15 protein-coding genes and 1 pseudogene are annotated in these 14,541 nt (G+C 44.2%); 4 read left to right on the top strand and 12 right to left on the bottom strand.

Going from position 1 to position 14,541, the window contains the following annotated elements:
- Positions 1-207 precede the first annotated feature (207 nt).
- Both Q338_RS09115 and Q338_RS09110 read left to right on the top strand, forming a co-directional pair.
- Positions 208-603 (top strand): hypothetical protein, encoded by a 396-nt coding sequence (locus tag Q338_RS09115; RefSeq protein WP_034294508.1) that lies wholly within the window; start codon positions 208-210, stop codon positions 601-603.
- Between the two features lie 54 nt (positions 604-657).
- Complete coding sequence (locus tag Q338_RS09110; RefSeq protein WP_051968577.1) at positions 658-2,658, top strand: DUF4132 domain-containing protein; 2,001 nt, start codon at positions 658-660, stop codon at positions 2,656-2,658.
- Positions 2,659-2,699: 41 nt separating this feature from the next.
- Here Q338_RS09110 and Q338_RS14550 read toward each other — a convergent pair whose 3' ends face one another.
- The 11 genes from Q338_RS14550 to ccoN all read right to left on the bottom strand — a co-directional run bounded on the left by Q338_RS14550 (position 2,700) and on the right by ccoN (position 10,481).
- Positions 2,700-2,867, bottom strand: coding sequence for an anti-sigma factor family protein (locus Q338_RS14550; RefSeq protein ID WP_147293692.1), 168 nt, complete (start codon positions 2,865-2,867; stop codon positions 2,700-2,702).
- An 11-nt stretch (positions 2,868-2,878) separates the two neighbouring features.
- Positions 2,879-3,454: a sigma-70 family RNA polymerase sigma factor gene (locus tag Q338_RS09105; RefSeq protein ID WP_034294506.1), complete on the bottom strand. Its 576-nt coding sequence runs from the start codon at positions 3,452-3,454 to the stop codon at positions 2,879-2,881.
- Positions 3,455-3,547: 93 nt separating this feature from the next.
- Positions 3,548-4,258 carry an HvfC family RiPP maturation protein gene (locus tag Q338_RS09100; protein ID WP_034294502.1) on the bottom strand — a complete coding sequence of 237 codons (711 nt, stop codon included), beginning with the start codon at positions 4,256-4,258 and terminating at the stop codon, positions 3,548-3,550.
- The gene (locus Q338_RS09095; RefSeq protein ID WP_034294500.1) at positions 4,248-5,090 is read right to left on the bottom strand and encodes an HvfB family MNIO-type RiPP peptide maturase; all 843 of its coding nucleotides are present in this window, start codon (positions 5,088-5,090) and stop codon (positions 4,248-4,250) included. The genes Q338_RS09100 and Q338_RS09095 overlap by 11 nt, the downstream gene beginning before the upstream one ends.
- A 115-nt stretch (positions 5,091-5,205) precedes the next feature.
- Positions 5,206-5,523 (bottom strand): HvfA family oxazolone/thioamide-modified RiPP metallophore, encoded by a 318-nt coding sequence (locus Q338_RS09090; RefSeq protein ID WP_034294499.1) that lies wholly within the window; start codon positions 5,521-5,523, stop codon positions 5,206-5,208.
- 205 nt (positions 5,524-5,728) lie between these two features.
- On the bottom strand, positions 5,729-6,049 hold the full coding sequence (locus Q338_RS09085) for a hypothetical protein (RefSeq protein ID WP_034294497.1): 321 nt from the start codon (positions 6,047-6,049) through the stop codon (positions 5,729-5,731).
- Positions 6,050-6,087: 38 nt separating this feature from the next.
- The gene (locus tag Q338_RS09080; RefSeq protein WP_034294494.1) at positions 6,088-6,525 is read right to left on the bottom strand and encodes an HvfX family Cu-binding RiPP maturation protein; all 438 of its coding nucleotides are present in this window, start codon (positions 6,523-6,525) and stop codon (positions 6,088-6,090) included.
- 187 nt (positions 6,526-6,712) lie between these two features.
- Positions 6,713-8,209: a cytochrome-c oxidase, cbb3-type subunit III gene (gene ccoP, locus Q338_RS14105; protein WP_084693579.1), complete on the bottom strand. Its 1,497-nt coding sequence runs from the start codon at positions 8,207-8,209 to the stop codon at positions 6,713-6,715.
- The gene (locus Q338_RS09070) at positions 8,209-8,394 is read right to left on the bottom strand and encodes a cbb3-type cytochrome oxidase subunit 3 (protein ID WP_034294491.1); all 186 of its coding nucleotides are present in this window, start codon (positions 8,392-8,394) and stop codon (positions 8,209-8,211) included. The genes ccoP and Q338_RS09070 overlap by 1 nt, the downstream gene beginning before the upstream one ends.
- Positions 8,395-8,400: 6 nt before the next feature.
- Positions 8,401-9,012, bottom strand: a complete 612-nt coding sequence (ccoO, locus tag Q338_RS09065) for a cytochrome-c oxidase, cbb3-type subunit II (RefSeq protein ID WP_034294488.1) — start codon at positions 9,010-9,012, stop codon at positions 8,401-8,403.
- A 17-nt stretch (positions 9,013-9,029) separates the two neighbouring features.
- A complete protein-coding gene (gene ccoN, locus Q338_RS09060) occupies positions 9,030-10,481 on the bottom strand; it encodes a cytochrome-c oxidase, cbb3-type subunit I (protein ID WP_084693578.1) in 1,452 nt (483 codons plus the stop codon).
- A gap of 474 nt (positions 10,482-10,955) precedes the next feature.
- Between ccoN and Q338_RS09055 the strand changes: the two genes are divergently transcribed.
- On the top strand, positions 10,956-12,704 hold the full coding sequence (locus Q338_RS09055; RefSeq protein ID WP_034294482.1) for a M61 family metallopeptidase: 1,749 nt from the start codon (positions 10,956-10,958) through the stop codon (positions 12,702-12,704).
- 265 nt (positions 12,705-12,969) lie between these two features.
- Here Q338_RS09055 and mraY read toward each other — a convergent pair whose 3' ends face one another.
- Complete coding sequence (mraY, locus tag Q338_RS09050) at positions 12,970-14,055, bottom strand: phospho-N-acetylmuramoyl-pentapeptide-transferase (RefSeq protein WP_034294479.1); 1,086 nt, start codon at positions 14,053-14,055, stop codon at positions 12,970-12,972.
- A 288-nt stretch (positions 14,056-14,343) separates the two neighbouring features.
- On the opposite strand from mraY, the pseudogene Q338_RS09045 reads away from it, so the two are divergent.
- Positions 14,344-14,541: pseudogene (locus tag Q338_RS09045) on the top strand (IS4-like element ISAba33 family transposase); the annotation flags it as partial.

Raw genomic sequence — 14,541 nt, 5'->3', positions numbered from 1 at the left:
TTTCAGGCTGCCTTTCAGTACACGACAAAAATAACAGTAGGGTGCGCCGTGCGCACCAAATCCACCACAATATTTAAATTATTCAGTCATTTGGTGCGCACGGCGCACCCTACATGATTTGTGATTGGAAAAATTGTCGTGTACTGAAAGGCTGCCTGAAAACCCATTTTCATATAAAATCAAATCTTTCCACGCAAGGATAAAACCATGACCACCGTTACCATTCAAGACCAAACTTTACACGGCAATATTGTGCATGAATTATTCTTAAAATTCAGCACACAACGCATTAGCGCGGCGGATTTGATTGCGGCGCGTGTCCGCGAAGAAGTGGCGCAATACAATCAACGCGCCAACGACCACCTGCATTTTTTGGTACAACCCGATGAACGCGAAACCGTGTTAAACGGCTACGACCAAAGCAAACCCAAAAAAATCATTGACCCCGACAAACAAATCGCCATCGCACTTCAAGCTTTTGAACAAAATGGCTTTTTTATTCTCGCCGACAACCGCCAACTGGAAACGTTGGATGAAACCGTATATTTGCACGATAAATTGATTGTGAATTTTATTAAACTCACGCCTTTGGTGGGTGGGTAAATGATTCAGGCAGCCTGAAAATGATATTTTTTAAATTATTTCAATGAGATAATCATGCCAGAAAAACAAAATCAAACTGAAACGGAATATGGTTTTTTTACCAAATTAAACGATTTTTACTCCCCTGAAATTGACCCTTTTATGCCCTATGCCAATCATTTATTAAATCAACTGCCTTTGGCTGAACAGGACATCTGGCGCAATATTTTGTGTCTGGCAAAAACCGCCACCGCCAGCAAACCCAGCGCAAAATTTTTAAAAGAAATGAACGCCCACATTCAAACATTGGGCGAAGATAAATTCAAAAACATGATTTTTCAATGGTTTGAGTTCATCATTCATACAAAAGAAGAATGGTTTACCCACCCAATCTATGACGCCATAACTTTAACCTTATTCGCCATACACGACTTAAACCGAGTAATTATCAAAGGTTTAGTATGGGCGTGCGCGAATTTTGACGACCAAGAAACCAGTACACAAATTGCCACTTTGGCGTTGCATTCATACGACAAAAATCGCTATGCCGTTGTGGGCAATGCCTGTTGCTACGCGCTGTACCGTTCAGGCAGCATAGACGGTGTGGCGCAATTGTCGCGTTTGCGTTTGCGCGTGAAATTGTCCAACGCGCAAAAATTGATTGCCAAATATTTGGACGAAATCGCCGCCGAGCGCGGTGTCAGCCGTGATGAAATTGAAGATTTGGCGGTAGATGATTTTGGTTTAATAAACCATTGTCGTGATTGGCAATTTCATGATTACACTTGCCGCGTACAAATTTCAGGCGTGGGCAAATCCGATTTATTGTGGCTGAAACCAGACGGCTCACCGCAAAAATCCGCGCCCGCTTTTGTGAAAGACAAATTTGCCGATGATTTAAAACAAATCAAAGCCTTACAAAAAAATCTGAATGCCATGCTCACCGCCCAGCGCGACCGCCTTGACCAACTTTTGCGTTCAGAAAGACGTGTTTCGCTGGCACACGCGCAAGATTGTTATTGGCAACATGGTTTGATGTCGTGGCTGACTTTGCCTTTGATTTGGCAATTTTATCAAGATGATACAACTGAAAATGCCACAACCGCCCTGTGTTTAAATGGCGTATGGGTAAACGAATTGGGCGAAACGGTAGATGTTTCAGGCTGCCTGAAAGTGGGTTTGTGGCACCCCATTTTGGCGAGCCAACAAAGTGTGTTAAATTGGCGCAATCTTTTGATTAAAAATGAGATTGTTCAGCCGTTGAAACAAGCATTCCGAGAAATTTATGTGCTGACCGAAGCAGAAATCAACACGCGCACATACAGCAACCGTTTTGCTGCCCACATTTTGAAACAGCACCAATACATGACTTTGGCAAAAGGGCGTGGCTGGTCGGGACATTTGGGCGGTGCGTGGGACGGTGGCGATGATGGCTCAGTCTCACTCGCCTTGCCTGAATACGATTTGACCGCGCATTTTTGGACGGAAACGGTGCATAGCGAGGACGCTTGGACGGAAAGCGGGATTTATTTATACGTTTCCACCGACCAAGTTCGCTTTACAAGAGATAATCAAGTTATTGATTTAATTAATATTCCACCGCGTATTTTTTCTGAAGTGTTGCGCGATGTGGATTTATTTGTGGGTGTGGCGAGCGTGGGCAATGACCCGACTTGGCAGGACAACGGTGGCGAACCGCGTCATCAACAATATTGGCAGGCGTATTCGTTTGGCGATTTGAATGAAATGGCGAAAACGCGTAAATCGGTATTGGAAATGCTGTTGCCGCGTTTGAAAATCGGCAAAGTGGCGCACATTGACGGCAATTTCTTGGTGGTACAAGGCAAATTGCGCACCTACAAAATCCACATTGGCAGTACCAATATTTTGATGTTGCCCAACGACCAGTATTTGTGCATTGTCCCCGACCGCAGCAAAAAAGACGTTACCAGCCAATTGTTTATCCCATTTGAAGGCGATGCGGCTTTGTCGGTGGTGTTGTCCAAAGCGATGTTGTTGGCGGACGATGACAAAATTACCGATAGCACGATTGTGTCGCAAATTGGGCGGAAATAAGGTTTACAAGCAGCCTGAAACCATTTTCAGGCTGCCTGAAATCATTTCATCTGCCGCACACAAGCGCTCAACACGCCCATTTGTTGCCGATAACGCCGACATTTTCCACACATTGCCGTGTGCAGGGACAAAATCATTTTTTGTTTTACAGTTAATGTTTCATCTTGTTCACGCGAAATCAAGCGCGTGATATTCAAACATTTCATCATAAAAAATCCTTTCAAGACAAATGATTAAACCATTTTATTTGCAAACATTGTCGCAAGGCTTCACGCGCACGGTGCATCAAAACATGATAATGACTGGCGCTCAATTCGCATTTTTCTTGAATTTCACGCGCGTCCAAATCCAAAATTTCGCGCATCATAAACACCCGCGCCGTGTTTTCAGGCAGCCCATACAAACATAGTTGCAAAGTCTGCAAAAATTGTTTTTCTTTCAATAGATTATTCGGCTCATGGCGCGACCAGTCCGCCAAATCACAATTGGCATGCCAATGCCCATTGTTGGCAAATTGTTCGCCAAATAATTCATCTAATTGATTTTCTTTTGGGCTATCTTGCCATACTTTTTGCCAACGTTGTTGGCTTCGCAAAAAGTCTTTGATTTTGTTTTTTAAAATGCCAAAAACCCATGTTTGAAATTGGGCTTGTCCTTGAAAATCGTCTTGTTGCGCGTGGGCGGCGAGCAGGGTTTCTTGTACCAAATCTTCAATTAAATCAGGATAATCAGGCAGTTGTATTTGTGCAAAGCGCAATAAATGTCGCCGCAGGGCTTGCCAATCGGTAGCAGTCATAAAAGTGTCAAAATAAAGATAAATAATTGTTTATTATAAAACAAAAAATGTGGAAAAACTGCTTTTCCACATTTTTGATTTTAGAAGATATTTTCAGGCAACCTGCAAAACATTTTCTCTTACCCAATATTGCCAACGCGCCCGAACATGATTTTGCCATGTACCACCGTCATCAGGCATAATAGCTGCCAACTGCGTGATTAAGTTATTTAAAGATAAAGGATTTTCTGCCGTCAAAGCCAGCAAAATGTGGTCAATATCGCTCAAATTTTGCCAACGTACCCAGTCGTTTTTGTCGCGCCAAATCACCATATTGCCTACGGCGCATAATTCGGCATCTTTGGGATAATATTTTGCAAAATCAAAATCATATTGACGAATGTGTACGCTGGCATTGGGTTGCATGGGTGCGTTGTCATCGTCATTGGCGGCGTGGCAGCCTGAAAGAATAGCGACTTCGGCTTGCAATTGCGCCTCTTCCAAATTCATCAATGCCAACAACCACTTATCCAATTTTTCCTGTTCTTGGCAAAAGCGCAAAAATTCGCCTGCAATATCCTGAAAATAAGGCGAATGTGCCACGCCATTTTGCACAAAATCTTCCAATAAATCAGACCATTGTGCTTTTTCCACATATTTTGGCGTTTCCACAAAACAGCGATTGATGAAACCAAACATATTGTTGCGAACCAAGCGCGTGTACACCGCCAAACGCTCGGGCGGAAAACGGGTGGGGTCAGGCGACACGCCCATGCGTACCGCCGCCGCCAGCTCGGTTTGAAAATCGGCAGAACTAGGCGACATAACGCAGGTCTTTCTGTGAATGAATTTGCAAGTTTTTGATTTTTTGGACTTCTTCCAATAATTCGGCAAAGGGCGGAAAATTGAAATCGCGTTCCAACAATGTGGGCGGAATGTGTGGCAAAATCTCGTAAGCGTATGATAATAAATCCCAAACATTGTCTTGCACTTTTTCGCCATGCGTGTCAATCAGCAATTCGGGGTTTTCATCGTCATGCCCTGCAATGTGAATGTAGGCAACACGCGCACCGTCCACGCGATTGAGAAAATCACGCGGTTTGAGCAAACCGTGATTGACGGCATTCACATAAATATTGTTGACGTCTAAATGAATCAAGCAGTTGGCTTCTTGGGCGACCGCGTTCAAAAATTGCACTTCGTCCATTTCTGCCAAAGGCGAATGCAAATAATAAGATGTGTTTTCAATGGCAATTTGGCAACCCAAAAAATCTTGCACGGTGCGAATGCGTTGCGCGGTGTGGGCTATGCTTTCGTCTGTAAAGGGAATGGGCAACAAATCATACAGGTGTCCGTGGTCTTGGCAATAGCTCAAATGGTCGGAGAAAAATTGCGTATTGTATTGATTCATCATGGATTTAATGCCTGCAAGCAAATTCATGTCCAACGGTGCTTGCCCACCCAAAGACAGCGACAAACCGTGAATCACCACGGGGATTTGTTCTGCGGCTTGGTCAAACAATTTGCGTGCTGTGCCGCCCATTTTAATCCAGTTTTCGGGGGCAACTTCAATAAAATCAATGGGATGGTTTTCAGGCAGCTTTAAAAAATCTTGTGCCAAATCGCGGCGATAGCCGAGTCCAGAACCTTGTATCATTTTGTTTTTCCTTTCTTGATGTTGGTGTCGCTTACAATTCAGGCTACCTGAAAAATCTTTTTTCTGTAAAAAAACATTCCCCAAACAGCCTAAAAATCAGTTGAATTTCAAATCATTATTTTGCAGAAGCAGAAGCTGCGCCACCGCATTTGCCTTCGCCACATTTGCCTTCGGCTGATTTGGCTGGGGCAGATGCGCCGCCACATTTGCCTTCACCGCATTTGCCTTCGGCAGCTTTTGCGCCAGATGCAGGAGCAGAAGCACCACCACATTTGCCTTCGCCACATTTGCCTTCGGCGGCTTTGGCTGGGGCAGAAGTTGCTGCTGGGGCTTCGGTGGTTTTGGGGGCTTCGGGTTGGCTGGGTTTTTGGGCTTCGCCACAGGCAGCCAAAGACAATGCACCTGCCAAAGCAGCAATAGAAATCTTGTTCATAAATACTCCAAAATAATAAAAATTTTTAAAATGATTGAATAATTGACGATATTCAGGGCAAACCGATTTTCATCAACTTGATAATTTATCAAAAATTTCTGAAAAAACAGGTTCAGGCAGCCTGAAAATCGCCAATTATTTTATCACAATAATCGCCTTATTAAACCATCACAGATTCAAGTTAATAATTTGATTAAATGGGTGTTTATTTTTGACCGCCACACGCGCCTTCGCCTGCTTTGGACGCGCCACAAGAACCCTCTTTGGCTTTTGATGCGCCACAAGAACCTTCTTTGGCTTTGCCACCGCATGAACCTTCGGCGGCTTTGCTGTGTCCACCGCAAGTGCCTTCAACGGCTTTGCGAGCAGGGGCGACACGTTTGTTGGCTTTGGCTTTTTTGGCTTTGGTTTTGCTGACTTTTTTGGTAGCGGGTTTTTCAGCAGGTGCCGCTTCCACTACGGGTGCCGCCAAACCCAAAGACAATGCGCTTGCCAATGCCAATACAGAAATTTTTTTGTTGCTCATGCTAATTACTCCATTTGTGAGTTAAAGGTTGGTGAAAATCAGAAAAATTTTGCCCATTTAAACTTTTGTTTTAACAAACTATCCAGCGACCACGCGCCACCGCCTTGCAAAATAATAGGCGTTAAAACAACCAGATAAATGACCGCCATTTTGTAGCCGCCATTGCCAATATTGTAGCCCAAACCTGCGTGAACGGCATACCATGCCACCAGCGTTAAAATGGTCAATGCGATTGCCGACAGTCGGCTTGCCAAGCCAATGACCAAGGCAATGGGCAACAGCAATTCGGCATAAGTGGCAAGTTGCCAGTTTAAATCGGCAGGCAATAGATTGAATGGGAAAGGGAATTTTTGTTGAATATCGGCGAACCAATTTTGTCCGCGCCATTTTTCCACGCCAGCTTCCCAAAATTCATACGCAACAAATAGGCGTAAAATCAACAGGCTGGCGGCTTGGGTGTGGGTTTGAATGTTCATGTTTTGCAAAAAATAGGTGGTAATGTGGATTTAGTTGTTTCAGGCTGCCTATCCTTACAACTTAATTAATAAATATTTGTTTTTAAATTAAATTAAAAATATTTCAGGCTGCCTGAAAAGCAAAAAACGGCTATTCATATTGCTATGAATAGCCGTTTTTTATATTTCAAAAACCAATCTTCAAAGATTAATCCTGAATTTTCACTTCCACGCGGCGACCTTCGGCATTATTGCCTTGTGCGCCTACGCTGCTTTCAGGTTTTTTCATCACAATGCTGGTTTTCTTCACGCCTTGTTTGATTAAGTAGGCTTGTACCACTTCGGCGCGGCGTTTAGACAATTTTTCGTTGGCAGCCGCATTGCCTGTGCTGTCCGCGAAACCGCTAATCACCAATTTTTTGCCTGCTTTGGCAGCCGCTACAACTTCTGCGGTGGCTTTGTCTGCACCCGCTGCAATCGCGCTTTTACCTGATGCGAAATAGAATTTCACAATGCCGTTTTCCACTTTCACTTCAGCTTTGTCGCTGGCAGGAACTGTGGCTGGCGTTGCAGGCTGCGTGGTTTCAGAAGCGGCTACAGGTGCACTGCTTTCACTGGCAGCCTGAACGGCTGATGCAGCTTCAGAAGCGGTTTCCGCAACAGAGCTGGCTACCTGAACAGGGGCAGCTTCTTCTACTTTAGGCGTTTCTTGGGCAGGTGTTTCTACGGCTGCGCCATCCGTTTTACCGCCAACAAAGTTTTTCGTGTCAGTCGGCAAAGCTGCGCCATCAGGGTGTGATTTGCCCCATACATAGGCAGTCAACAAATGGATTTTGTCATCGGTCAAGAAACCTTTCCATGCTGGCATTTGACCATGACGACCACCTGTGATGGTTTCAATAATCGCTTTTTCCGAATTGCCCCACAACCAAGTGTCGTCAGTCAAATTCGGTGCAGTGCCTTGTGTACCGCTACCATCTGCTGCGTGGCACACCGCACAGTTTGCGGCGAAAATTTCTTTGCCGCGAACCGCACGTTCATCATTGTGTTCCATGCCAGACAGAGACATTACATGGTGTGCCACGTCTTTCACGCGCTCTTCACCACCCAATGCCACACCCCAAGGTGCCATCACGCCCACACGACCGTGTGTGATACTTTCCTTGATTTTTTCAGGTGTACCGCCCCACAGCCAGTCTGCGTCTGTCAAGTTTGGGAAACCTTTTGAACCTTGCGCGTCCGCACCATGACATTGGATACAGTACACACCAAACAGGTTTTCACCAACCGCCATCGCTTGTGGATCTTTGGCTGTATCTTCCACGCTCATCGCGGCGAATTTGCCGTAATTTTCATGGAAATTAGCATCGCCTTTTGCCATTTCAGCTTCGTATTGGTTCACACTTGTCCAAGGTTTACCGTTAAAGCCAATGCCTTTGTAGTCGCCCAAACCAGGGTACAAAATCAAATAACCAACCGAAAACAGAATGGTCATCAAGAACATCCAAAACCACCATTTAGGCAATGGGTTATTGTATTCTTCAATACCATCCCATGAATGCCCTGTGGTTTGAACATCTTCATCTTTTTTGTGCTTCACTGTGTTTTGGGAAAGCAGCAACCACGTTACCCAAATAAGACCGCCCACCACGATGGCACAAATATAGTAGTGCCAAAAGGGGCTTGTGAATTGTGAGTGTTCCATTATTTTGCTCCATTATCAGGATTTGAATGGACATTTTCGGTGGGGGTGTCGGGGTCATCCATAATGCTTTGCCCTGCGTCTTCATAGCCCGTTTTATTGCGCTTGTGAAACACGATGTACAGCACCAACGCGAAAAAGTTAAACACCAATAAAGTGAATAATACTCTTGCCCAAGTCAAATCCATGATTTTTTACCTTTTGTTTTTCAATGCCAAACCCAAACCTTGCAGATAGGCAACCACAGCATCCAATTCAGATTTGTTTTTCAACTCATCTGGGGCTTTTTTATAGTCTTCTTCGGTATAGGGTGTGCCGAGTTTTTCCAATGTTTTCATATGGCGAATAATTTGGTCAGCATCAACTTTATTTTTTGCTAACCATGGAAATGCTGGCATATTAGATTCAGGTACAACGGAACGTGGATCAATCAAATGTGCACGATGCCATTCATCTGAATAACGACCACCTACACGCGCCAAATCTGGACCTGTTCGCTTAGAACCCCATTGGAATGGGCGATCATATACAGATTCGCCTGCTACTGAATAATGTCCATAACGTTCGGTTTCAGCACGGAAAGGGCGGATGTGTTGTGAGTGACAGTTATAGCAGCCTTCACGGATATAAATATCACGACCTGCTAACTGCAATGCACTATAGGGTTTAACACCCTCCGTTGGGTTAATCACTTCTTTGGAAAACGCCAATGGCACAATTTGAACCAATAAGCCGAAACTAATCACAATTAGGGTAAAGACAATCAGAAAGCCGACTTTTTCTTCAATTAAATGTTGGAATTTCATTTTTCAGGCTGCCTTTCTTAATGATGTGCATTTTGTGGTAAAGCAGGGATTTCTGCGTCCACAGGTTTACCACTTGCCACAGTACGGTAAACATTGTATGCCATAATTACCATACCACCCACGTAGAACGCGCCACCAATGGTGCGAATCAAATAGTAAGGATAAGTACGCGCCACCACAGACACAAATTGTGGGTAAGCCAATGTACCATCAGGGTTTAATTCACCCAACAGCAAGCCTTGCATCACACCTGCCACCCACATAGACGTGATGTACAACACCACACCAATGGTTGCAATCCAGAAATGCAATTCAATTAATTTGGTGCTGTACATTTCTTTGCGACCATACAAACGTGGAATCAGATAGTACAACGCACCAATGGTAACAAAACCCACCCAGCCCAATGCGCCAGAGTGAACGTGTCCCACTGTCCAATCGGTGTAGTGGCTCAATGCGTTCACGGTTTTGATAGACATCATTGGACCTTCAAACGTGGACATACCGTAGAAAGACAATGACACCACCAAGAATTTCAAAATTGGGTCAGTACGCAATTTGTTCCACGCACCAGACAGGGTCATAATCCCGTTAATCATACCGCCCCAAGATGGCGCAAACAGAATGATGGATAAAATCATGCCTAAAGATTGTGTCCAATCAGGCAATGCGGTGTAGTGCAAATGGTGCGGGCCCGCCCACATATAAGTGAAAATCAACGCCCAAAAGTGTACCACCGACAAACGGTAAGAATACACAGGACGACCTGCTTGTTTGGGAACGAAATAGTACATCATGCCCAAGAATGCAGCCGTCAGGAAGAAACCCACCGCATTATGACCGTACCACCATTGCACCATCGCATCAATCGCGCCATAGTAAGCAGAATATGATTTCATTGGACCTGCTGGTAACGCCATACTATTGACAATGTGCAACAATGCCACCGCCAAAATAAACGCGCCATAAAACCAGTTTGCCACATAAATGTGTTTGATTTTACGCGTGGCAATGGTGCCAAAAAATACAATGGCATAGGCAACCCACACCAAAGTAATCAAAATATCAATTGGCCATTCCAATTCGGCGTATTCCTTACCTGTGGTGTAACCCAAAGGCAAAGTAATCACCGCCGCCACAATCACCAACTGCCAAGCCCAAAATGTGAATGCAGGCAGCCAGTTACCACCAAATAAACGCACATTACAGGTGCGCTGTACAACATAATAAGAAGTAGCGAACAAGCCACAACCACCAAACGCGAAAATCACAGCATTGGTGTGAAGCGGACGAATGCGCCCGAAGTGAAACCAAGGTGCTATCTCTGACAAGTTTAGTGCAGGTGCATAAAGTTGTGCGGCGGCAATCACACCGACCAACATTCCCACAATGCCCCACACTACTGTCATGATGGCAAACTGGCGAACCACTTTGTAGTTATAGGTTTGCGTTTCCATGAAAAACTCCATCAATATGGCAATTAAACGATTTGGATTTCAATTTCAGGCTGCCTGATTCTGCATAACACTACAGGGGACAACATGAAACCGACCCAATTTTTCTTAATTTAACAGTCTGTCTCCCAAGCTACCTTTTCAGGCAGCCTGAAACACAGACGGTGTAACGTGTCATTTTAAAGCAAAATCCGCTTTTCCACCAATAAAAATAATGGTAAAACAGGCTATCCATTCATGATAAACCCATTTTTCGTAAGGTTATCCAATTCTATGAATCGGTTTATTGATAAAAATCAAATCTTACAAATTTTAACAAATTCAAATTACTTAAAATATAAATGGGTGGCGATTGTGATGTTTTTTTGCTGCAATTGTGTCAATTCGCCTAAAATAATACCCATCTATTTAGCTAACAATTAGCCAACAAAATATCATTCAGGCAGCCTGAAAAATTTTTTTTACAATTTAATCAACAAGGTAATCCCCATGTTTCAATACACCATCATGCCCGAAGCCCACCGCCATCTGTGGCACATCACCCTGTCCTACGAACACACTTCAGGCAGCCTGAACATTCTCAAATTGGCAAACTGGGTGGCGGGCAGCTATATGATTCGTGATTTTTCGCGCCATATCGTGAACATCAGCGCGAGTTTAAATAATCAAGCCATTGAAATCACACAATTAAATAAAAACACATGGCAGCTCCCCGAAACCAACGGTGCGTATCAAATTCACTACACCGTGTATGCCAATGATTTGTCCGTGCGCGCCAGTTTGCTGGACAGCGAGCGTGGGTTTATTGATGGCGCGTGTTTATTTTTGTATCAACCCAATCGCAAACATGAAATGTGCCACGTCCAATTTTTCAGGCTGCCTGAACATTGGCAAATCCACACCACCCTACCCCGCTTAAGCGAAACCAGTTTCCAAGCCCAAAATTACGCCGAACTCACCGACCACCCCTTTGAAATGGGTGCCAATTTGGAAGTACTGGAATTTAACGCGCACGGCATTCCCCACCAAATCGTGTTGAGCGGCTACTATCCCGATTTTGACCGCGACCGCTTCATCAGCGATTGCCAAAAAATTTGTGAACACGAATTGCAAATGTTCCCCAGCCCAGCCCCGTTTAAAAATTACTTATTTCTCTTACACTTAGGCAATAAAATTTACGGCGGTTTGGAACACATCAGCAGCACCGCGCTCCACGCCGACCGCTACGCTTTACCGCCGCACGGTTTGCAGGCTGCCAACGCTGCCTACACCGAATTACTTGGCTTAATCGCGCACGAATATTTCCATGCGTGGAACGTGAAATCCATCAAGCCACAGCAATTCCAAGATTATGATTTAGATAAAGAAATTTTTACTGAACAATTATGGGCATACGAAGGCATTACGTCTTATTACGATGATTTAACGCTGGTGCGTAGCGGCGTGATTTCGGTAGAAAACTATTTGAATTTATTGGCGAATAATATAACCCGCGTTCACCGCAACGAAGGGCGCAAACAGCAAACGCTCGCCCAATCCAGTTTCGCCGCGTGGCATAAATACTACAAACAAGACGAAAATTCGCCCAACGCCATCACCAGCTATTACCAACAAGGTGCTTTGTTTGCCCTGTGTTTGGATTTGGTGATTCGCGCCAACAGTACACATAGTCTTGATTACATTATGCAAACTTTGTATCAATACGCCATCAACACGGGCAAAGGCACCAGCGAAGGCGAATGGCAAAAACTCGCCATTCAAATTACCGAATTGAATTTACAAGATTTTTTCCAACTCGGTTTACATTCCACCCAAGATTTGCCTTTGGACGCGTGTTTGGAAACGGTGGGCGTAGAATTGCGTTGGCTGCCTGAAAACCGCAGCGCGGGCAATGGCGGTTTGGTGCGCGAATTTCCAAATATTGCGCCACAAGCCGAATTGGGCTGCCGCTACCAGCAACAAGCCGATGGCGCAGTCATTTCCCATGTATTTTCAAATGGTTCTGCAGAACTTGCCACGCTAAAACCGCAAGACAAAATCATCGCCGTAAACGGTTTTGCTTGCACCGATTTTGCCGCGCAAACGCAAACAGCGGTCGGCGATGTGCATACGCTGCATTTTTTCCGTCATGGTGTGTTGCTGCAAACCGATTTGACGGTGCAACCCGCCGCTGCCAATACTGCGTATTTGTGTGTGCGCGATGAAAATTTATTGAGTAAATGGTTATTTAATCAATAAATTTTATAGTCGTTTAAAATTAAAATTGTACAAGGCGACAACGCCCGCCTGTGTACACCGAGTACATAAGGGGTTGGCAACGCCGTACTATTTGTATTTTAAACGACTATATTTTTCAGGCTGCCTTTTGGTACAACAACATTCATGTAGGGTGCGTATTACGCACCGATTTATCAAATCATTCAAATGACCAAAAGGCAGCCTGAAAAAGCAAAACAGCCCAAAAAACCAGTTTCCCAGTTTTTCAGGCTGCCTGAAATTATATTTAGCGAATTTTCAAAGTAGATAAACCAATCAACACCAACACAATCGTAATAATCCAAAAACGAACAACAACTTGCGTTTCTTTCCAACCTTTTTGTTCATAATGATGATGAATCGGTGCCATCAAGAAAATGCGTTTTTTCGTGCGTTTGTACCAGCTCACTTGCAACATCACACTCAAGGCTTCCACCACAAACAAACCGCCCATAATCACCAACACAAATTCTTGGCGAATAATCACCGCCACCGTACCCAACGCCGCACCCAAAGCCAATGCTCCCACATCACCCATAAACACTTGCGCGGGATACGCATTGAACCACAAAAAACCCAAACACGCGCCACACATCGCCGTACAGAAAATCACCACTTCATTCGCGCCCAACACAAAAGGCAATTGTAAATATTCGGCAAATTTGGCGTGTCCAGTCGCGTAAGCAAAAATCGCCAAACCACCCGCCACCAACACCACAGGAAACGCCGCTAAACCGTCCAAACCATCCGTTAAATTCACCGCATTGGATGTGCCAACAATGGTCAAATATGACAAAATCATAAATCCAACCACGCCCAAAGGCAAGGCAACTTGTTTGAAAAATGGCACAATCAAAATATTATTCGCGGAATTATTTGCCAAATAAAATAAGGCAAAACCCGCGCCCAATGCTACCACGCTTTGCCAGACCATTTTGAATTTGGCGGACACGCCGTTGGGGTCTTTGTAAACGACTTTGCGCCAATCATCGTAAAAACCCAACGCGCCTGTTGCCAACATCACGCCCAATAAAATCCAAATATATGGATTTTCCAAACGCGCCCATAATAAAGTGGCTACTGTGATTGCTGTCAAAATCAGCGAACCACCCATCGTTGGTGTACCGTTTTTCACCAAATGGGTTTGTGGTCCATCGGTGCGTACGGCTTGTCCCACTTTCAATGCTGTTAATTTGCGGATTGTCCAAGGTCCAAGCAACAAGCTGAATACCAATGCCGTCAGCGCAGCCATTACCGCACGAAAAGTCGTGTACTGAAAAACATTGAATGCTGTGAAATATTGTTGTAGGTATTCAGCTAGGTAAATCAACATCTTGCGTTCCTAAAAATTGAAAATTGGGAAAGTGTGTGGAAAAAGAAACAACAGGCTGCCTGAAAAATCTGCGCCTGATGGTTTAAATTGGAGAAAAACAGCGAAATTTTAGCATATTTTGACTGAAAAATAAGGATGTTTCGCTGTATGTTGATATTTAATAATTTGATTTTAATTAAATTTATTTTTTCAGGCAGCCTTTCAGTACACGACAAAAAAAGTACAATAAAAAAAGAAGTCCGCATCAATTCAGTGGTATCGTATTAATTTTCTCACGACTAATCCAATATGACTGAATTGAGCGAACTCACCCATATCGTAACCAAAACTTTCAAATGGCACAAGAGCCACATTATTGTTTTTGTGTATTTATTGTGCACCATTGCCATGCGGCAGACCTGTAATTTGAGCAAATTGGCAATGTTTTTCCCTGATGCCAAAGCAACAAACGCCTCTTCCTATCGCCGTATCCAACGGTTTTTTAAG

The sequence above is a fragment of the Alysiella crassa DSM 2578 genome (assembly GCF_000745955.1).
In the GTDB taxonomy this organism is placed as follows: domain Bacteria; phylum Pseudomonadota; class Gammaproteobacteria; order Burkholderiales; family Neisseriaceae; genus Simonsiella; species Simonsiella crassa.
This window is presented reverse-complemented; position numbering and strand designations above follow the sequence as displayed.